Origin of the sequence: Capnocytophaga sp. ARDL2 (assembly GCF_041530365.1) — a bacterium.
GTDB lineage: Bacteria > Bacteroidota > Bacteroidia > Flavobacteriales > Flavobacteriaceae > Flavobacterium.
Genome location: NZ_CP168034.1, coordinates 28,228 through 47,711 on the forward strand (window position 1 = coordinate 28,228; position 19,484 = coordinate 47,711).

Genomic DNA, 19,484 nt, shown 5'->3' on the forward strand with positions numbered 1-19,484 from the left:
ATGTAATTATTCTTCATTGCCTTTTCCATTTGCATAAATATCTGTTCGATAATTTTCTTCATCTCCTTCTAAAATTTGCAAATAACTTTTATACCTACTCCAGGCGATTTCGTCTGCATTCAAAGCATCTTTTACAGCACATTTAGGTTCTTCTTTATGCAAACAATTGTTGAATTTACACTGGTCTTTCAAGACAAAAAACTCTGGAAAATAATCACTTATTTCTTGAGGTTCCATATCGACCAAACCAAACCCTCGGATTCCTGGAGTATCGATGATTTTTGCATCAAAATCCAAGTCAAACATTTCTGCAAAAGTTGTCGTATGCTGTCCTTGCTGATGTTGTTCAGAAATTTCTTTTGTCTTGAGATTGAGCGAAGGGTCTAATGTATTGATCAAAGTAGATTTTCCTACCCCAGAATGTCCAGTAAACATACAGGTTTTTCCTTTCATCAACTCTTTTAACGCATCAATTCCTTTATTTTCGGCTGCAGAAACTCTAAGACATTTATATCCAATGCTGTCGTATATATATTGTAAATACAATTGCTCATCTAAAGATTCTTCTTTCAAAGTATCTATTTTATTAAAAAGCAAAACTGCTTCGATACCATACGCACGAGCAGTTACCAACAATCGATCGATAAAGCTCGTCGTAGTTACAGGATTGTCTATGGTAACCAATATAAAAAGTAAATCGATATTGGTCGCGATAATATGTGTTTGCTTAGAAAGATTAACGGATTTTCTAATCAAATAATTTTTTCTTGTATGTATATGAAAAATCTGTCCTGTGGTTTCATCACCGATGGTTTCTACTGTAAAATCGACTACATCTCCTACAGCGATAGGATTGGTACTTTTGATACCTTTGATTCTAAATTTTCCTTTGATTCTACAATTGTATTGCTCACCTGATTCGGTTTGAACGGTGTACCAACTCCCTGTAGATTTATAAACAATTCCTGTATATGTTTGGCTTGCCATTTGAATTTTGTTGTTTTACTTTTTATCAGTCGTAATACTCAATCTCGCGAAAAATTATTTCTATAGGTTCGTCATTGTCATATTCAATTCTTTTAATCCAATTTCCGTAAGAATCGTATTCGTAAATATATGACCACAAATCGATTTTATAACTTAAATTTGTTTGTTTTATGACATTATAATAGGTATTATCATATTCATAAATAATTCTCAATTTCCTTTCATTGTATATAGTTTTTTCTACAATTTTTCCTCTTTCATCAATTGTTATTTCCTCAATCTTATGATTATCAAAACCATATTGATACATTTTGAAGTAATTATTAATATATCCGTAAAAAAATGTTAGGGCTAAATTACCTTGCCTGTCATATTTATTAACTAATCTAAAGATTATTTTATAATAATCACAGCCAATAGTAATTTCTTCTAACAAGAAACCTGTTTTATTATCATATTTATAAAATTCCTTAAAATCACTTTATTTTCATCATTATCATATTCTTCCTCCATCAAAAGTTTTCCTTCACTATCAAAATGAGAAATTCCTCCTTCAAAAATCTTTCTATTACAACAGCTCCATATTCTTCTTTTGCATAATAAACAAACTCTTTCAAATACTTTACATTTCCCTTTAAATCTTTTTTTTGAACATCAGTTTTCATTTCTTTCTCAGAATTATGAAAAAGAAATGAAAAAGACTTAATAGTAGAAAAAGTGTTTTTCATTCTATTATCTTACTTCTGATTGACAATCTTGCTTTGTCGGGTGATGCTTTCTTGGTGAATCGCCTTGTACAAAGCCGTGATAAATTCCTCTCCGAGTTGATTCTTTTCTGCCTGAGCGGTCATTTTTTGCAATACCTCTGCCCAACGCTCTTGCTGAAAAACAGCTACATTTTTATTTTTCTTCAAATCGCCAATTTTATCCACAATCTCCATACGTTGATTGAGCAAATGTATGATTTTGGTATCGAGGGCATCGATTTGATTGCGATAATTTTTTATATTGAGTACATACTGCTCTTCGTGATTGGCCAAATCTCTCACTTTCAAGTTTTGATAGATTTCCCATAGGGTTTCTGGGGTAACTTGCTGTGCGGAATCACTCCACGCCTTGTCTGGACAGTTGTGTGTTTCTATCATCAGTCCGTCAAAGTTCAAATCCAAAGCAGTTTGAGAGACTTCGGCTATTAAATTTCTATTTCCTGCAATATGCGAAGGGTCGCATATCAGTGGATATTGAGGAAACAACGATTTTATATCCAAGGCAATTTGCCATTCGGGGGTATTGCGAAAAATCGTTTTTTCATAAGTTGAAAAACCTCTGTGAATGAGCGATATTTCTTCAACTCCTGCTTTTTGCAATCGCTCGACACCACCTGCCCACAATGCCACATCGGGATTGACAGGATTTTTTATCATCACCGGTTTTTTTACTCCTTGCAAGGCATCGGCAATTTCTTGTACCGCAAAAGGATTTACCGTGGTTCTGGCTCCAATCCACAACACATCTACGCCATATTCGAGAGCTTTTTCCACATGGTGAGCCGTGGCAACCTCAACAGCTAAGGGCAATTGGGTTTGCTTTTTTACTTCTTGTAACCACTGCAAACCTATCTCTCCTACTCCTTCAAACCCACCGGGACGCGTACGAGGTTTCCATATCCCTGCACGGAAAAGTTGTGAATAGGATTTTATTTGCTCGGCAATTTGCAATACCTGCTCCAATGATTCGGCACTGCACGGCCCTGCAATAAGATACGGTTTTGATGGCGATGGTATTTTCATTAAGTTCTGTTTTTCAATAGGGTAAAAATTGTTTTTATTTCGTCGGCATTATCTTCGGTAATGGCTTCCAAGGCTTTTTCGATGAGTTGATTGGTATCTTTTTCGCACCAATTTTGAGTATGACTCTCGGTAATCTTTGCCGTTGGAAATTGCTCTTCCAACCATTTTTCTAAAGTATCAATAGCTTGAATATGTATTTTGTTATGATTTTTGTATTCAAACAGCAAACTGCTATACACAAAATCGTAATCGATAAAATGTTGCCGGATATTTTGCAAATTGAGCGGAGATATTACCTCATCGTCGTCATAAGTTTGACGCGTAGAAACCTGTATATTGTCGATATTTTCAATAGCTGTTTTTTTGTCTTTGTACAAAGTATCAATAGCTTTTTTGTAGGTTTCTTTTGTCCATTCGCCCGAGTTGAACTTTTCTTTATAGGCATCGATTAGGGATTGAAAGCCTAATTTTACCAGTTTCTTTTCTTTTTGATTTTTGAATAGTGAAAACATACTATTGTATTTTAGCTACAAATTACACGAATTGACCCCCACGAACTGAGCGAAACAAAATTATCTTTATAACTCGACCCCAAGATTTGTCGACTGACTGTACAAAGTAAATTTACAAACATTGAAAAACACATTTTTTTCTTTTCTTACCACAAAAAATTAGAAACGCTACACTTGTTCTTAATTAACCACATAGGAAACAATAGAAACATAGGTATAACTTTGTGTGAATATTTAGATGCTACGCTTTTTAGAGAAAACATAGACTGCAGCTATTTATATTTTTCGATTAAATTGAAATTTAAGACAAAAATCTACCTTTTAATTTTTTAGGATTATCTTTACTGTTGACTAATCCTATCACATTGATTTCTATATTAATTTCATTAACAAAATAAAAAAATCCAAAATTAAATCTCTTTGTAAAACAACATCTAATTTGGTCGATTCGTTTTTGAAACAAAAAAGAATTTTTCTTTATCACATCAAAATATTCAACAATCTCGTCTTGAACTTCATATCCTAAACTCTCTTTTTTAGGATTGTAAAAAATAAAATTTCATCAAATTCAATTTGAGCTTGTTCTGACAAATACAAGTTATATTGCATTTCTTTCTTCCTGAATTTTTATTCTTAACTCTTCCTAACTAATTCTTTTATTCGCGTTTTTTTCAAATTCTGAAAATCTCTTTTTCATTTCCTTTTTTGAATTTCCTGGAGAAAGAATTTCTATAATTAAATCTGGTGCACCCAAACAACCTTTGTCGTCCAATTTGGATTCATCGCATATTACGCACAAATCAGGTTGAACCACTGTCAAAATATCTTTATTATTTTTTTCCTTTTCTTGGAATGCGAACATCAAAAAGGGCTACATATATTTACAGGGTACTTTTTTAAATAAATTACCCAATGTAAGTGTTATATTAAACGAAATATCCTGATGTTTTCTACTTAGTGCAGGAGATATCGCAAAAATTTTCCCTTTGATTAACTCCAAACGCTCTTGAAATTTCCACAAAAGATAATCCGCATACGAATAGGTTTTATTAAAATCCAATTGATCAATGCTTGTTATCTCCATAATACTCAATTTTAGGTTATCAATTTACATTTTTTCAAATTTCGTAGGAGGCGAAAAATGTTTCGTCCCCTATGAGTGTGCTTCTTTGATTTTTTTCAACAATTCTGATGAATACACAAAATCTACAATATCTGGATTTTCCGTTGCCATGATTTCCTGACTGTTGCCTTCCCAAACCAATACACCGTTCTTCAAAAACACGATGTGTTCGCCGATTTGTAAAACTGAGTTCATATCGTGGGTGTTGATAACCGTTGTAATGTTGTATTCATGCGTAATTTCTTGTATCAATTCGTCAATAACGATCGAGGTTTTTGGGTCTAATCCCGAGTTGGGCTCATCACAAAACAGATATTTAGGATTGTTTACAATCGCACGGGCAATGGCTACCCTTTTTTGCATACCTCCCGAAATTTCAGACGGCATCTTGTGATTGGCATCTTTCAGATTTACACGCTCGATTACTTCTTGCACACGATTTTTAATTTCAGTATTACTCTTATTCGTAAACATTCTCAACGGGAAACCTATATTCTGTTCCACATTCATCGAGTCAAACAAAGCACTTCCTTGAAATACCATTCCGATTTCTGTACGAAGATTTCTTCGTTCATCGTTTGACAACAAGGCAAAATCTCTTCCGTCGAAAATAATTTGTCCGCTGTCAGGTGTATGCACTCCCAACAAGGTTTTCAACAATACAGTTTTTCCTGAACCAGATTGACCGATAATTAAATTGGTCTTTCCTGATTCGTAAACCGTTGTAATTCCCTTCAATACTTCTTTTCCATTGAAGGATTTTTTTATGTTTTTTATTTCAATCATAATGTCATTTTTTACACCTGCGGTCTAATGAAAACTTTCGCAGATTACACAGATATTTTTACTACATAGTCTTTTTTTCACCACCGAGAATCCGAGTTTTTTAGAAAACAAAGACGCTCCGATTTAAAAGCAAACATAGGTCGTTGCTCTATGATTCTAATAGGTATCGAAACTATGTCAATAAAATCTGCGTCAATAAATAATTGAGGATAATAATCGTTACCGCTGTCCAAACAAACGATTTGGTTGCAGCTTTTCCTACTTCCAAGGCTCCTCCTTGCATATAATACCCATAAAACGAAGGCACTGTTGCTAATACCAACCCAAAAATAAAGGTTTTGATAAACGCATAGGTTACATGATATGGATCAAAATCGTATTGCAATCCTTTGATAAATTCTTCGGCAGACAAATACCCTCCAAATGTTCCAGCGATATACCCTCCCATTACTCCGACAAACATACTGATTCCTATCAAAAACGGATAGGTCAACGAAGCTACTAACTTAGGAAATATCAAATAGTTAATAGAATTTATCCCCATTACTTCCAACGCATCGATTTGCTCAGTTACTCGCATAGTACCGATACTTGAGGTAATATACGACCCCATTCTTCCGGCCATAATAATCGACACGAATGTAGGTGAAAACTCCAATAATATAGACTGTCTCCCTGCAAATCCTATCAAATATTTCGGTATCATAGGGTTGCTCAAGTTCAATGCGGTTTGGATAGAAACTACCGCTCCAATAAAAAACGAAAGAAAACACACGATCCCTAAAGAACCTATGATTAGCTCATCAATTTCCTTGAAAATCAAGCCCTTCATGATACGCCATTTGGTTGGTTTTCTAAAAATTTCTACAATCATCAAGGAAAATTTCCCTATGTTGGTCAATACTGTTTTTAAAAACATACATATTCTTTTTTGCGAGTGCTAAAATACAAAAAAAATTAATTCAATTGACTGAGGAATACAATCGTCCAAAGTTTCCATTTAGCATTTTGCATTAGTAGATTAAAAAAATCTTAGTACATTTGACCCCAAATAATCAAAATTGTAAAATGACTCATTACTCAGAAAAAACATTTCACAAACTCCCATCCTACTTAATGATTGCACCGCTTTTGGTAATTTTTTTGATTTTAGGTTTCATCATTTACAACAATGCACTTAGTGCTGATGGATATGTAAATATTCAAAAAAGTTGGTTTTATTTTTTAAACAAACATCTTTCACGTTTTCCAGATGTACAAAACAACCTTACTCAATTGGGAGACGCCTTTATTGTATTATCCTTATTGTCTGTATTTTATATTTTATATCCAAACTTTTGGCACGTTTTGATTCGCTCATCAATTCTTTCATTGTTTTTATCAAAAATACCCAAAAGTCTGTTTTACATTCCCAGACCTGCAACTTGCTACGAACTAAATACTTTTCAAATCATAGGAAAAAAAATTGTTGGTTTTTCGAGTTGTCCTTCGGGACATTCCATCACTATATTTACATGGTTAGTGGTCGTTTTACTATTTTTTTCTCCTGAAAAACGCTCATATCGTTTTATTTATTGGTTGATTGGACTTTCCATAGGATTATTTATTGCTCTTTCTCGAGTGGCAGTGGGTGCTCACCATCCGTTGGATGTACTTTTGGGTAGTTCACTGGGGGCTTTTGCAGCTATTATCGGGCTTTTGTCTGTCAAAAAATTTAATTTTTTTGAATGGATGTCCAATAGAAAATACCATCCGATTTTTATCGCTTTGTTTTCGATTTCGGCAATAGTTTTATGTATAAGAATTTATCAAGAACCGTTGACCATTTATTTTTTCTCGCTATTGAGCTTATGTTTCGCAATTTATCTAACTACAAAAAAATATTATGAAAGAAAAAATATCATTGAGTAAATTTACACTCATTATCAGTACATTAAACTTCCTATTGTTTCATTACGGATTTTTCAATTTTGTTTTTGAAAATATAGACACCAAGAGTTTCAATGGCATTTTGATGATTGTCAGCCTTTTGATTTTGATGGTGATTGCCAATTTTTTCGCCTTTTATTTGGTGCTGTTTCTCACTCGAATTGTAGGAAAAATTTTATTGTCTATCACATTCCTTTTGAGTGCCATTTCGGTATTTTTCATTAATACATACAGCATAATTGTCGATGAAAGTATGATAGGCAATGTCTTTAATACCAATTATGAAGAATCAAGTAGTTTTTTCTCTTTTAAACTGATTTTATACATCCTTTTCATGGGGATTTTGCCATGTATTTTTATTTTTAAAACAAAAATAGAATACCCAACTGTAAAACAGTTTTTCAAAACATGGGGATTGAGTCTATTGCCGATTTTACTTTTGGTGGGAATCAATGCTCAAAATGTACTTTGGATAGATAAAAACTCTAAATATTTAGGTGGATTGGCAATGCCTTGGGCATATTCGGTAAATACGGCTTTGTATTTTGTGCATAAAGCTCAAGAAAATCGGGAGGAAATTCCATTACCCGATGCTCAAATCCTCAACAATGAAAAATCGGTGGTGGTTTTGGTGATTGGCGAATCGGCTCGTAGTCAGAATTTTTCGTTGTATGGTTATGAAAAAAACACCAATCCGTTACTGTCTCAAACCGAAGGTGTTACACATTTCCCAGCTACTTCGTGTGCTACTTATACCACTGCTGGAGTGAAATGTATTTTGTCACACAATGATTCGGGCGATTTGTATGAAATTTTACCCAATTATCTAGACAGAACAGGTGTTGATGTGATTTGGAAAAGTACCAATTCGGGCGAACCTCCAGTGAAAATTGAAAAGTATTTCAATGGAAATGATTTACGAAAAGATTGCGAGGGCGAAGATTGTGGTTATGATGGTATCTTGTTGAAAAATCTCAAAGAGGATATATTGGGAAGTACCAAAGACAAAATACTGATTATTTTGCACACCTCTACAAGTCATGGCCCTTTGTATAACACGAAGTATCCAATTGAATTTGAAAAGTTTAGCCCCGTGTGTACAAGCGTAGAATTGGGCAACTGTACCCCAACCGAACTCATCAATGCGTATGATAATACGATTGTTTATACCGATTATTTATTGCATAAAGTCATCTCCGAATTGCAAGATTTGGAAGGCTACAAAAGCAGTATGATTTACATTTCAGACCACGGCGAATCGTTAGGCGAAAAAAATCTCTATATGCACGGATTGCCGATGAGCATTGCTCCAAAAGAGCAATACGAAATACCTTTTATCGTATGGACAAACAACGGTAAAACAAAAACGCTAAAATCAGCCAATCAAGGGTGTATTTTCCATTCGGTGTTGGATTTTCTGTCTATCGGAAGTCCTGTTTTGGAAAAAGAATTGAGTGTGTTTGGGAAATAAAAATAGTAAAAGAGGTTGTCCGTTACTTTTTCGGACAGCCTCTAAATTTAAAATTTATACCCAAAATACAATCCTCCTTTTGCAAACATTTGTTCGTTTGATTTATCATTAAAATTTCTGACCATCGCAAGATTGATATCAACAACGATTCTTCTTGATATATCAAATTTTATTCCGTATCCCCAACCTATAAACATATTTAAATATATCCGTTGTGCATTTTAAATTATACTTGCTTTAATTTTATTTATTTCCTTTTTTAATACAAATTTGTTAATGTATTGAATTAAGGCTATAGCAGTTATTTTACAATCGTATCTTCCAACAAAACGTCTAATTCTTCCAATGCTACCATACGAAAACTTTCTTCATATCCGTTGCAATAGGCAACTTTTATATTGCTCAAATAAGTAATGGTGGTATATTGTTGTTGCAATTGTCTAAATACAGAATTCAATACACAACTCTTGTTGATGTTTGCAATTTCTCTTACAATAGCACTTTCTACGCCTTCTGTGTAAGTTTCTGAAGTTGAAGTGTTGATGTCAATGGTTCTATTGGTATTAGAATTGGCTACATACTTGTCCAATACTTTGTTTAGTGAACGAACATTACTTGCTCTTGACGCTGATATATTTGGTATGCGTATTTGATGAATTGGTAGAAAAGCTTGCGTTTGCTCCAAAGCCAACAAGCTTAGTTAAAGCTTCCACTTGCATTAAAACTCACACTTCCTGTTTGAGAATTTGAGTATGTACTGCTACTTTCCTGAGAATTTGTAGTACTCAATCCTGTTTCGTCTTCGACCAATCGCTCTAATTCGTTGGTACTACTTTCGCTAAAAGTATTCAATACATTTTCAGAAAACGCTTTGGTTTCATTTTTCTCTTTGTATGTTCGTACGGTAATGCTTGTTTTTTCTCCTAGCAAAAGAAAAAAGTTTTGATTACTTTTCCTGCTCCGTAATCTCCTAAAAACGAACAAGTAGTATATTCTTCAACAATTGTAAAATAAGGAAAAGCTACTTTAGGTCTTTTAAAAACCCTACTTTAATTTCAAAACCGCCAAATTTCTCTACTACAACAGGTTTCAATCTTTATTTTGCCAAACGCACCAATTGCAATTCGTTTAAGCGTTTTTCTTGTCGAATAAAAAGGCTTCTTTGGATAATTTTTCTGGCGGAGTATTCTCGTCTCTTTTGATAGGTATTGTAGTGTCTAATGCAATGGCTTTTAGGTTAGAATTTTTCAAATCGAGATGTTTGCGAAGTAGATGATTGTTTTTCAACAATACATGTTTGCTGTTTTGCAATTGAATTGCTACTGCAAATCTGATTCGCAATTCTTCTTCAGAACTGTTTCTTACAACATTGAAATAGTTGTTTTTGGAACTTCTTTAGTATGCGGAAGAAAAACTTTTGAGAAATTTCTTTTACAAATTGATTTCCATAAGAAGTAAAACTTGCCGATTGAGGTAGGTTGTAATCAAGTGCAGGTGCATTGCCCTCACCCAATTTGATAAAAAGTTGTTTTTTCACACAACTTTCTTCGCTTAATTGTACTTTAAACTTCTTAAAGTCGTTGATGAAACTCTCCATAAATTATCTGATTTCAAATTGATTATGTAGCTAATTTATAAAGAATATTTATGATTTCAAAATTTAATTTCAAAGTTAAAAAATAATATGAGATGCTTTTCGTAAAAAGAAAATCCCATTACAAAAAAAGCTGCTATCCTATTCCATTGACGGTTTTCAGATAACAGCTTAAGTATAAAAAAATGAAGAAAAACTATTTTACAAATGGAATTGCTGGTAATAACTTCGAACTTACCTCTCCAAATCCGATGCGTACACCGTCTTTTTCGCAATATCCTTTCATTACTACCGTATCATTGTCTTGAATAAATGTACGCTCAGTTCCGTCTGGCATTGCAATAGGATTTTGTCCTGCCCAAGTCAATTCCAACATCGAACCAAAACTGTCTTTTTCAGACCCCGAAATCGTTCCTGATCCCATCAAATCTCCCGAAGACACCAAACATCCGTTTACCGTATGGTGAGCCAACTGCTGACTCATCGTCCAGTACATATATTTAAAGTTGGATTTACATACCGTTTGCGATACTCCACTTTCGGTCTCGATGATTACTTCCAAATTGATATCAAACGCATGGTCTCCTGTTTGTTGCAAATACGGAAGTGGTTTTGGCTCTTCCTGTACTGGACTTGCACATCTAAATGGCTCCAACGCATCCAATGCTACTACCCAACAAGAGATAGACGACGCAAAGTTTTTCGCCAAAAATGGCCCAAGCGGCACATATTCCCACGCTTGAATATCACGAGCCGACCAATCGTTCAATAGCACCATACCAAAAATAGCATCTTCTGCTTTTTCTACAGGTACTCTCTGCCCCATTTCGTTGGCATCTGTTGTGATAAAAGCTGTTTCCAACTCAAAATCTACGCGTTTAGACTCACCAAAAACTGGCAATGTTTCACCTTTTGGCAACGATTGTCCCACAGGTCTGTGTACAGGCACCCCCGACGGAACGATGGTCGAACTTCTACCATGGTATCCTACAGGAATGTGCAACCAGTTAGGCAACAACGCATTGTTTGGATCTCTAAACATCATCCCCACATTGGTAGCATGCTCTCTCGAAGAGTAAAAATCGGTATAATCTCCCACATACACTGGCAATTCTACCAATACTTTATCCAAATCAAAAATTACTTCTGCTCTCGCCTCTGCATCATCTCTCAATTTTGGATTGTTTGCCTCGAAAATTTCAGCGATGCGATTTCTCACCGCTCTCCATACGGCTTTCCCTTCAGAGATAAAAGCGTTCAAAGTTTCATCGTGCAAAACTTCACCGTCAAAATCAATGTCGATAAAGTAGCCTAACTCTTCCAATACCGACAAACTGATAGCATAATCACCAATACGAGTAGCTATATGTACTCTATCGTTTTCGTCAGTAAAAACTCCAAAAGGGATATTTTGAATAGGAAAGTCAGATTGTGCAGAAACCTCCAACCATGATTTCAATGCAGGATTATTTGCAAAAATATTCATATTGTTTAATTTAAATATTGTTTAATAATTTTCAGAATTTGCTAAAATTATTTGAAATCACAAGGGTATTATGTCATTTCGAAACGAACAAATTGTTTGATTTTTAGAAGATTCCTCCTTTCGACGGAATGACAATATAACTTTATAGTTACTATCAATTCACAATAATTTTGCTAATACTATTTTTTCATTGCGAAGATAACAATATTAATTCATAAATTTGCATCAAATCAACAAATAATGCAAAGAGACGAACAAATTTTTGATCTGATTCTTGACGAACAAGACAGACAATTGCACGGATTAGAATTGATTGCTTCTGAAAACTTTGTAAGCGAACAAGTAATGGAAGCAGCTGGTTCTGTTTTGACAAACAAATATGCCGAAGGGTATCCAAACAAAAGATATTACGGTGGTTGTGAGGTAGTAGATATCGTAGAGCAAATCGCTATCGACAGAGCCAAAGAGCTTTTCAATGCCGAGTATGCCAATGTACAACCTCACTCTGGTTCTCAGGCAAATACCGCTGTTTTTGCAGCTATTTTAAAACCTGGAGACAAAATATTAGGTTTTGACCTTTCACACGGTGGACACCTTACACACGGGTCGCCTGTAAACTTCTCAGGAAAATTGTACCAACCTGTATTTTACGGAGTAGAAAAAGAAACAGGTAGAATCAACTACGACAATGTATTAGAAATCGCAAGAAAAGAAAAACCTCAATTGATCATCGCAGGTGCTTCTGCCTACTCAAGAGAGATTGATTATAAAAGATTTAGAGAAATCGCCGACGAAGTTGGTGCTTTGTTGATGGCAGACATTGCTCACCCAGCGGGATTGATTGCCAAAGGTTTATTGTCAGACCCAATCCCTCACTGTCATGTGGTTACAACCACTACACACAAAACTTTGAGAGGACCTCGTGGTGGTATGATTTTGATGGGCAAAGACTTCGAAAATCCTTGGGGAATCAAAACCCCAAAAGGCGAAACCAAAATGATGTCGGCAATCTTAGACGGATCAGTTTTCCCTGGAAATCAAGGAGGTCCGTTGATGCACATCATCGCAGCAAAAGCAATTGCATTTGGCGAAGCATTGCAAGATGAGTACATGCACTATATGTTGCAAGTGCAGAAAAACGCTAGAGCTATGGCAGCTGCCTTTGTAAAAAGGGGTTACGACATCGTTTCTGGCGGCACAGACAACCATATGATGCTTATCGACTTGAGAAACAAAAACATCTCAGGAAAAGACGCAGAAAAAGCCTTGGTACAAGCAGAAATCACAGTAAACAAAAACATGGTACCGTTCGACGACAAATCACCGTTTGTTACTTCAGGAATCCGCGTAGGAACCGCTGCTGTTACCACTCGTGGTTTGAAAGAAGAAGACATGGAAACGGTAGTAGAATTTATCGACCGTGTACTTTCAAACATCGGAAACGAAGAAATCATCGAGCAAGTAGCCGACGAAGTAAACGAAATGATGAGCGAAAGACCATTGTTTGTATTCTAATTCGCAAAAAAATCTCAACATACACAAACTGTCTAATGTATTTTAGGCAGTTTTTTTATCATTTTTTGGGCGTGCCACTTCGCATTCTCCTCTTCCCAAAGAATAGGTAGCTCAAAAACAACGGAATGTTTTACCATTTATAGTTTTTTCACAAAATCAAGAGGCGATGCTCGTGTCGGGTGTTCGTCAGTCGCTTTTTGCACTTTCACTACCGTTCCATTGCAAAAGAGCTCCAACAAATGCCTCACCCCCTCACGCTAGTGGTTGCAAAAATATTTTCAACATTCTAATGCACAATTATTTAGAGAATACAAAATCACTTAATTATTTATAAAGCACACGAAATCTAAGTACTTTTATTTCCAAAAAGATTGAACAAAATTTCATCATTCATTGTATTTACAAAAAATTCATTAACACATGATAAGAAAACATTGCCTCACTTACAAGAGAACCGTTTATATAGAAAAACTAAATAGAAACCCATTGTGCATTATGAAACAAATAAAAAAAGTTATTTATTTAACTGAAAATCAACACATTTAGTTCGTTAAAACAAATCAAAAATGAACAACTTAGGACAAATCGAAGATTCAACAAAGTTAAATATACGAAAGAATTTTAGAAGTTTTAAAAAAGTTTTTACCTCATCAGCTTTTACCTTATCAAAGGAGAAAACCAAAAATGAGTGATTTATAACTTGTGAGTTTGAATTTAACTTTTGAATATTTAAGTATTGATAGTGAAATGTAACTGTTTAGAAAACCATCTAATTCTTTGAAAACCAAAACAGAAAGGAGTGTTTACAACAAAAGAAAACGAAATCTTTTTTATCATATAAATCCATTATCTTGGGTATAAATTACCCATTATCTGTTCTGTAGAAGAAATTATCCAAAATCATTCAACGGTTTTAAAATACTAATTATCAGCAAAATAACTGCTATAGCCTTAATTCAATACATTAACAAATTTGTATTAAAAAAGGAAATAAATAAAATTAAAGCAAGTATAATTTAAAATGCACAATGGGTATGAAAAAAAACTTCCATTAATACCCCAAACTTTGTGGACTAAAATCACCCGACAAAAACATAGACCATCGTAGAGTACCCAATCTACAAGTGTTTTTCAAAAAGTTTGGCAAAAAAACTGCCCATTACTCAAAACGGCAAAGATTACAAACCAGGAGACATCGTTACTTGGATGCGCCCCAGCAATCGTCCGCATATCGGTATCGTTGTCAATCAAAAATCACGAGACGGCAAACGCTACAAAGTTGTTCATAACATTGGTGGCGATCAGGTAGCCGAAGAGATGCTGTTTCACTACACCATCACTGGTCATTATCGCTACAAATTTGCAGATTAGACATAAAAAAACTTCGCTGAAGCAAACACTCTAGCGAAGTTTTCTATTTTTATTGACCTACTGCCAATTTTCCTAATAAATTTTTATCCAAAGCCTGTGAAGCAAATTCTTTATCTACGATAAATTCTGTTACTTCTTTTCCTGGTAATTCAAACATTGGGTCGGTAAGAATCGCTTCTAACAATGAACGCAATCCTCTGGCTCCTAATTTGTATTCCAAGGCTTTTTCAACTACAAAATCCAAGGCATCATCTGTAATGGTCAATTGAATGCCATCTATTCCAAATAATTTTTGATATTGCTTTACCAAAGCGTTTTTCGGCTCTGTCAAAATGCTACGCAATGTATCTTTGGTCAACGGATCCATATAACTCAACACAGGCATCCTTCCGATGATTTCTGGTATCAGACCAAAATCTTTCAAATCCTTTGGAATGATGTATTGCAATAGATTTTCTGTATCTACTTTTTCTGCTTCTATCGAAGATGAAAAACCTACCGCTTGAAAGTTCATACGCTTAGAAATGATACGTTCGATTCCGTCAAAGGCTCCCCCTGCGATAAACAAAATGTCTTTGGTGTTGATTTGCACAAACTCCTGATTGGGATGCTTTCTTCCTCCTTTTGGCGGTACATTCACCACCGTACCTTCGAGTAGTTTCAACATTGCCTGCTGCACCCCTTCTCCACTCACATCGCGAGTAATCGACGGATTGTCGCTCTTACGGGCAATTTTGTCGATTTCGTCGATAAACACGATACCTCTTTCAGCTTTTGCTACATCATAATCAGCTGCTTGAAGCAATTTGGTCAACATATTTTCTACATCTTCCCCAACATACCCAGCTTCTGTCAATACCGTAGCATCTACAATTGCCAAAGGCACATCGAGCATACGAGCGATAGTTTTGGCAACCAATGTCTTTCCAGTACCCGTGCGACCTACGATGATGATATTACTCTTTTCTACCTCTACCTCATCATCTGTTTGCTCCTGCATCAATCGCTTGTAGTGATTGTACACCGCTACCGAAAGTACTTTTTTGGTTTGGTCTTGCCCTATTACATACTGATCGAGAAAGGCTTTGATTTCCGCAGGTTTTTTCAATTGAATTTCCTCAGAAAATTTTGCATTTGCCCCTTCTTGATAGTCATCTTGCATCATCACGATTTGATGAGCTTGAGCAATACAATGATTACAAATATTTGCTTCTCCTCCAGACACCAAAAAAGTTTGATTGTCTTCATGTCTGCCACAAAAGCTACAGGTTGTTCCTTTTTTTGCCATAATTATTCTCTGATCAATACTTCGTCTATCATTCCATACTCTTTAGCTTCATCTGCACGCATCCAATAATCTCTTTCAGAGTCTTTATATACTTTATCGTACGGCTGTTTTGAGTGTTTAGAAATGATTTGGTACAATTCTTCTTTCAATTTCAACATTTCTTTCAAATTGATTTCCATATCTGTAGCCACACCTTGAGCACCTCCAGATGGCTGATGAATCATCACACGAGAGTGTGGCAACGCAGTTCTTTTTCCTTCAGCACCAGCACACAACAATACCGCTCCCATCGATGCCGCCATACCTGTACAGATGGTTGCAACATCTGGTTTTACAAACTGCATAGTATCATAGATTCCCAATCCTGCATATACGCTACCACCTGGCGAGTTGATATAAATCGAAATATCTTTACTCGCATCTACACTTTCCAAAAACAACAATTGAGCTTGGATAATATTGGCTACATAATCATTTACCCCTGTTCCTAAAAAGATGATTCTGTCCATCATCAAACGAGAAAATACATCCATCGATGCGATATTCATTGGGCGTTCTTCGATGATGTATGGAGTCATACTTCCTACGATTTTATCGTAATACAAACTATTTACTTTGTGATGCTTAGTTGCATATTTTTTAAATTCTTTTCCGAGATTCATTGCTATACTATTATTTAATATTGGATATTATTTTTTATACAAATTTACTTTCCTTGAAATTTATTTTCATATAAAAACTACGCAAAAATAAGTAAAAAATGAATAAGTAGATAGGAGGTTTAGGTTAATTATTTATAGATTTGTAATAATTTAGTAAAACTACAACCAAAAAATTTTAAATTATAAACAAGGAAAATAGCATCAAATTATTTGAATAGAAAAAAGTTCGCACACATTGGGATAACGAACAAGAAAAATGGTATTTCTCTATTGTAGATGTTGTTGAAGTTTTGACGGAAAGCGTAGATACTCAAGTATATTGGCGTAATTTGAAACAGAGATTAGAAGAAGAAGGTAATGAAACCGTGACAAACTGTCACGGGTTTGAAAATGCTTGTAAGAGACGGCAAAATGCGTCTAACAGATGTCGCTGATACAGAACAACTTTTTCGCTTGATTCAATCTATTCCGTCTCCAAAAGCTGAGCCTTTTAAAATGTGGCTCGCACAAATAGGACGAGAACGCATTGACAAAATCGAAGATCTAGAAATAGGAATCGACCGCCTTATGGAAACTTATCTAAAAAAAGGCTATAGCAAAGAGTGGATTATCAACGATAATAAAGCATAGAAGTTCGTAAGGAACTTACCGATGAATAGGAAAAACGAGGAGTGAAAAAAGGGCAAGAATATGCTATTCTTACTGATGAAATCACCAAAGTATGGAGTGGTTATACAACCAAGCAATACAAACAACTCAAAGATTTGAAAAAAGAGAATCTTCGAGACCATATGAAAAATTTGGAATTAGTACTCAATGTGCTTGCAGAAGCTACAACCACTGAGTTTTCAAAAGAGAAAAAAGAAACTTGATTCACCAAAAGAAAAACAATTGAAAATCAATGTATTACAATTACAGGGAATACACGAAGAGAAATAAAAGACAAAAACAGACAAAAAGATAGTTACTAACCAAAACGCAAAACAACTTGAAGAAAAGACTATCAAAAAAATAGAATAACAAACAAAAAAAACACGAATTACATACTTGTAATTCGTGGCTTTATTATAATATCGTAATATCAATTACTCTCCGTAAACTTCTTTTACAAATTCTTTGTAAGTTACTTCTTTTGCTGTAGAAGGTACTTTTTCAGAGAACAATTTCAACAATTTTTCGTTGATCAATTGCTCCGAAATTCTCTTCACCTCATCTTGATTTGAAAGTACTCTTGCAACGATGTTTTCTACTTGATCTTCTGTAGGCTCTGCTTGTCCAAACATTGCCATTTGCTCTTTAATCAAGTTTGAAGCGTACCCTTTGATATCTTCGAAAGTATTTTGCAACTGATTTCCTGTAATCAATTTTCCTTCGATTAATTGATAACGCAATCCTTTTTCAGATTTATTGTATTCTTCCTCAGCCTCTTCAGCAGTCAATGGTTTTTCGCTTACAGTTTGCAACCATTTTACTAAAAATTCTTTTGGTAATTCAAATTTTGTATTTTCAACTAAATAATCAACTACCGCACTTGTAAATTGGTTATCAGCTTGTGAAGCAAATTGTTTTTCAGCCTCTTCTTTGATTTTTGCTCTCAATTCTTCCTCGCTAGAAACTTTTCCTTCACCAAACAATTTGTGGTACAATTCTTGGTTCAATTCTGCTTTCTCTTGGTTGAAAACATCTTTGATTTCAAAAGCAACCTCTACATCCAATCCGTGTACTTTGTCGTGATCTACTTTCAACACATCCATCAAACGGTGCTCGTCTTCAAACAATCCTTTAGTAGAAAGTGTAACTACATCACCTACTTTTTTACCGATGAATTTCTTTTGGTTGGTTTTTGTACGGATTTCTGACAATTCAAATGAAGATTCGTTATCGATGCCTTCTGCTTCGTTTGTAACTTTTACGCGTAGAGTATCTTCCTCTGCAACTTCTTCTTTTTTGTTGATTTTTCCGTATTGTTTTTGAATATATTCTACTTGCTCGTCGATTGAAGTTTCGTCTGCTACAATGTTGAATTTTTTTACATCTTTTACATTTTCCAATTCAACAGCAAACTCAGGAGCCAATCCCAATTCAAAGTCGAATGACAATACATCCGCATCCCAATCTACATCTTTCACAACTGGAATTGGATTTCCAAGGATTTCCAATTTTTCTTCGTTGATGTATGTATTCAAATTATCTTGCAACAATTTGTTTACCTCATCAAACAATACTGCCATTCCGTATTGTTTTTTTACCAAAGACATAGGCACTTGACCTTTTCTAAATCCTGGCACATTGGCAGTTTTTCTATAATTTTTCAAAACATTTTCTACATTACCTTCAAAATCAGCTTTTGCCAATTCTACAGTAACCACTGCATTTAATGCATCTACATTTTTCTTAGTGATATTCATTTCTAATGATTTACTTATTTTTTTCAGATTTGCAAAGTTACTATTTTAATATGATAAAAAAAAGAAGGAAACTGAAAAGTATATTGAATATTTTCACATTTCCTTCTATTTATCTTTTTATATAAAATTTTTAGTCTTTGCTTACTACCAAAGTTTGTACGATGGATAAGATAAAACTAAATAAAAAGGCTACCCAAAACCCATCTAATTCAAAGCCATCGACTATTCCTGATACCATCCAAACAATTAGAGTGTTGATAAGAAAGTTAAACAATCCCAAAGTCAAAAATGTAATCGGTATGGAAACAAATTGCAGTACAGGTTTTATTACCAAGTTAAATATACTTAATACCAAAACCACAATAATCGACGTTCCAAAGCTATCTACTGATGCTCCTGGCAAAAAATTTGCCAACACATATACGATTACTGCTGACAATATCCAATTGATAATAGTGTTCATAATGTTTCTTTTTTTGTTGAATAATTTCTCAAATATAATGCTTTTTATTTACAAAACAAATATCTTTTTCCTCTACCATTTATTAAAAACTTTTTGGCT

General features: G+C 34.6%; 25 protein-coding genes and 2 pseudogenes. 8 read left to right on the forward strand and 19 right to left on the reverse strand.

Annotation, left to right across the window (positions count from 1 at the left end; translation table 11 throughout):
* Positions 1-6 precede the first annotated feature (6 nt).
* The 9 genes from rsgA to AB4865_RS00185 all read right to left on the reverse strand — a co-directional run bounded on the left by rsgA (position 7) and on the right by AB4865_RS00185 (position 6,117).
* On the reverse strand, positions 7-987 hold the full coding sequence (gene rsgA / locus AB4865_RS00145) for a ribosome small subunit-dependent GTPase A (protein ID WP_372473714.1): 981 nt from the start codon (positions 985-987) through the stop codon (positions 7-9).
* 25 nt (positions 988-1,012) lie between these two features.
* A complete protein-coding gene (locus AB4865_RS00150; RefSeq protein ID WP_372473715.1) occupies positions 1,013-1,423 on the reverse strand; it encodes a hypothetical protein in 411 nt (136 codons plus the stop codon).
* Positions 1,424-1,499: 76 nt separating this feature from the next.
* The gene (locus AB4865_RS00155) at positions 1,500-1,652 is read right to left on the reverse strand and encodes a hypothetical protein (protein WP_372473716.1); all 153 of its coding nucleotides are present in this window, start codon (positions 1,650-1,652) and stop codon (positions 1,500-1,502) included.
* A 72-nt stretch (positions 1,653-1,724) separates the two neighbouring features.
* Positions 1,725-2,777, reverse strand: a complete 1,053-nt coding sequence (locus AB4865_RS00160; RefSeq protein WP_372473717.1) for a chorismate mutase — start codon at positions 2,775-2,777, stop codon at positions 1,725-1,727.
* On the reverse strand, positions 2,777-3,289 hold the full coding sequence (locus AB4865_RS00165) for a hypothetical protein (protein ID WP_372473718.1): 513 nt from the start codon (positions 3,287-3,289) through the stop codon (positions 2,777-2,779). Before AB4865_RS00165 ends, AB4865_RS00160 begins: the two co-directional genes overlap by 1 nt.
* A gap of 643 nt (positions 3,290-3,932) precedes the next feature.
* Positions 3,933-4,151 carry a Uma2 family endonuclease gene (locus AB4865_RS00170; protein WP_372473719.1) on the reverse strand — a complete coding sequence of 73 codons (219 nt, stop codon included), beginning with the start codon at positions 4,149-4,151 and terminating at the stop codon, positions 3,933-3,935.
* A 9-nt stretch (positions 4,152-4,160) separates the two neighbouring features.
* Positions 4,161-4,373 carry a hypothetical protein gene (locus AB4865_RS00175; RefSeq protein ID WP_372473720.1) on the reverse strand — a complete coding sequence of 71 codons (213 nt, stop codon included), beginning with the start codon at positions 4,371-4,373 and terminating at the stop codon, positions 4,161-4,163.
* 69 nt (positions 4,374-4,442) lie between these two features.
* Positions 4,443-5,198, reverse strand: a complete 756-nt coding sequence (locus AB4865_RS00180) for an ABC transporter ATP-binding protein (RefSeq protein ID WP_372473721.1) — start codon at positions 5,196-5,198, stop codon at positions 4,443-4,445.
* Between the two features lie 172 nt (positions 5,199-5,370).
* The gene (locus AB4865_RS00185) at positions 5,371-6,117 is read right to left on the reverse strand and encodes an MlaE family ABC transporter permease (RefSeq protein ID WP_372473722.1); all 747 of its coding nucleotides are present in this window, start codon (positions 6,115-6,117) and stop codon (positions 5,371-5,373) included.
* Between the two features lie 149 nt (positions 6,118-6,266).
* Between AB4865_RS00185 and AB4865_RS00190 the strand changes: the two genes are divergently transcribed.
* A complete protein-coding gene (locus tag AB4865_RS00190) occupies positions 6,267-7,109 on the forward strand; it encodes a phosphatase PAP2 family protein (RefSeq protein WP_372473723.1) in 843 nt (280 codons plus the stop codon).
* Positions 7,084-8,598, forward strand: a complete 1,515-nt coding sequence (eptA, locus tag AB4865_RS00195) for a phosphoethanolamine--lipid A transferase EptA (RefSeq protein ID WP_372473724.1) — start codon at positions 7,084-7,086, stop codon at positions 8,596-8,598. The genes AB4865_RS00190 and eptA overlap by 26 nt, the downstream gene beginning before the upstream one ends.
* A gap of 47 nt (positions 8,599-8,645) precedes the next feature.
* Here eptA and AB4865_RS00200 read toward each other — a convergent pair whose 3' ends face one another.
* From AB4865_RS00200 to fahA, 6 genes are all read right to left on the reverse strand, one after another.
* The gene (locus AB4865_RS00200; RefSeq protein ID WP_372473725.1) at positions 8,646-8,795 is read right to left on the reverse strand and encodes a hypothetical protein; all 150 of its coding nucleotides are present in this window, start codon (positions 8,793-8,795) and stop codon (positions 8,646-8,648) included.
* Between the two features lie 104 nt (positions 8,796-8,899).
* Positions 8,900-9,283 (reverse strand): hypothetical protein, encoded by a 384-nt coding sequence (locus tag AB4865_RS00205; protein ID WP_372473726.1) that lies wholly within the window; start codon positions 9,281-9,283, stop codon positions 8,900-8,902.
* Between the two features lie 11 nt (positions 9,284-9,294).
* Positions 9,295-9,528: a hypothetical protein gene (locus AB4865_RS00210; RefSeq protein WP_372473727.1), complete on the reverse strand. Its 234-nt coding sequence runs from the start codon at positions 9,526-9,528 to the stop codon at positions 9,295-9,297.
* Positions 9,529-9,726: 198 nt separating this feature from the next.
* Positions 9,727-9,939 carry a hypothetical protein gene (locus AB4865_RS00215; protein WP_372473728.1) on the reverse strand — a complete coding sequence of 71 codons (213 nt, stop codon included), beginning with the start codon at positions 9,937-9,939 and terminating at the stop codon, positions 9,727-9,729.
* A gap of 7 nt (positions 9,940-9,946) precedes the next feature.
* Positions 9,947-10,195: a hypothetical protein gene (locus AB4865_RS00220; RefSeq protein ID WP_372473729.1), complete on the reverse strand. Its 249-nt coding sequence runs from the start codon at positions 10,193-10,195 to the stop codon at positions 9,947-9,949.
* Between the two features lie 193 nt (positions 10,196-10,388).
* A complete protein-coding gene (fahA, locus tag AB4865_RS00225; protein WP_372473730.1) occupies positions 10,389-11,678 on the reverse strand; it encodes a fumarylacetoacetase in 1,290 nt (429 codons plus the stop codon).
* Between the two features lie 240 nt (positions 11,679-11,918).
* Between fahA and glyA the strand changes: the two genes are divergently transcribed.
* The 4 genes and pseudogenes from glyA to AB4865_RS00245 all read left to right on the forward strand — a co-directional run bounded on the left by glyA (position 11,919) and on the right by AB4865_RS00245 (position 14,564).
* Positions 11,919-13,193, forward strand: a complete 1,275-nt coding sequence (gene glyA, locus AB4865_RS00230; protein ID WP_372473732.1) for a serine hydroxymethyltransferase — start codon at positions 11,919-11,921, stop codon at positions 13,191-13,193.
* Between the two features lie 606 nt (positions 13,194-13,799).
* Positions 13,800-14,021: pseudogene (locus AB4865_RS00235) on the forward strand (IS982 family transposase); the annotation flags it as partial.
* A 54-nt stretch (positions 14,022-14,075) separates the two neighbouring features.
* A pseudogene (locus tag AB4865_RS00240) lies at positions 14,076-14,213 on the forward strand (IS982 family transposase); the annotation flags it as partial.
* Positions 14,214-14,333: 120 nt separating this feature from the next.
* A complete protein-coding gene (locus tag AB4865_RS00245) occupies positions 14,334-14,564 on the forward strand; it encodes a DUF1287 domain-containing protein (protein WP_372473733.1) in 231 nt (76 codons plus the stop codon).
* A 49-nt stretch (positions 14,565-14,613) separates the two neighbouring features.
* On the opposite strand, the gene clpX is transcribed toward AB4865_RS00245, so the two are convergent.
* Complete coding sequence (clpX, locus tag AB4865_RS00250) at positions 14,614-15,852, reverse strand: ATP-dependent Clp protease ATP-binding subunit ClpX (RefSeq protein ID WP_372473734.1); 1,239 nt, start codon at positions 15,850-15,852, stop codon at positions 14,614-14,616.
* 2 nt (positions 15,853-15,854) lie between these two features.
* A complete protein-coding gene (gene clpP / locus AB4865_RS00255; protein WP_372473735.1) occupies positions 15,855-16,514 on the reverse strand; it encodes an ATP-dependent Clp endopeptidase proteolytic subunit ClpP in 660 nt (219 codons plus the stop codon).
* A gap of 390 nt (positions 16,515-16,904) precedes the next feature.
* Here clpP and AB4865_RS00260 point away from each other — a divergent pair, with 390 nt between their 5' ends.
* Positions 16,905-17,144, forward strand: a complete 240-nt coding sequence (locus AB4865_RS00260; protein WP_372473736.1) for a BRO family protein — start codon at positions 16,905-16,907, stop codon at positions 17,142-17,144.
* Between the two features lie 41 nt (positions 17,145-17,185).
* Positions 17,186-17,386: a hypothetical protein gene (locus tag AB4865_RS00265; RefSeq protein ID WP_372473737.1), complete on the forward strand. Its 201-nt coding sequence runs from the start codon at positions 17,186-17,188 to the stop codon at positions 17,384-17,386.
* 213 nt (positions 17,387-17,599) lie between these two features.
* On the opposite strand, the gene tig is transcribed toward AB4865_RS00265, so the two are convergent.
* Complete coding sequence (tig, locus tag AB4865_RS00270) at positions 17,600-18,922, reverse strand: trigger factor (protein ID WP_372473738.1); 1,323 nt, start codon at positions 18,920-18,922, stop codon at positions 17,600-17,602.
* 130 nt (positions 18,923-19,052) lie between these two features.
* Complete coding sequence (locus AB4865_RS00275; RefSeq protein ID WP_372473739.1) at positions 19,053-19,385, reverse strand: phage holin family protein; 333 nt, start codon at positions 19,383-19,385, stop codon at positions 19,053-19,055.
* Positions 19,386-19,484 lie beyond the last annotated feature (99 nt).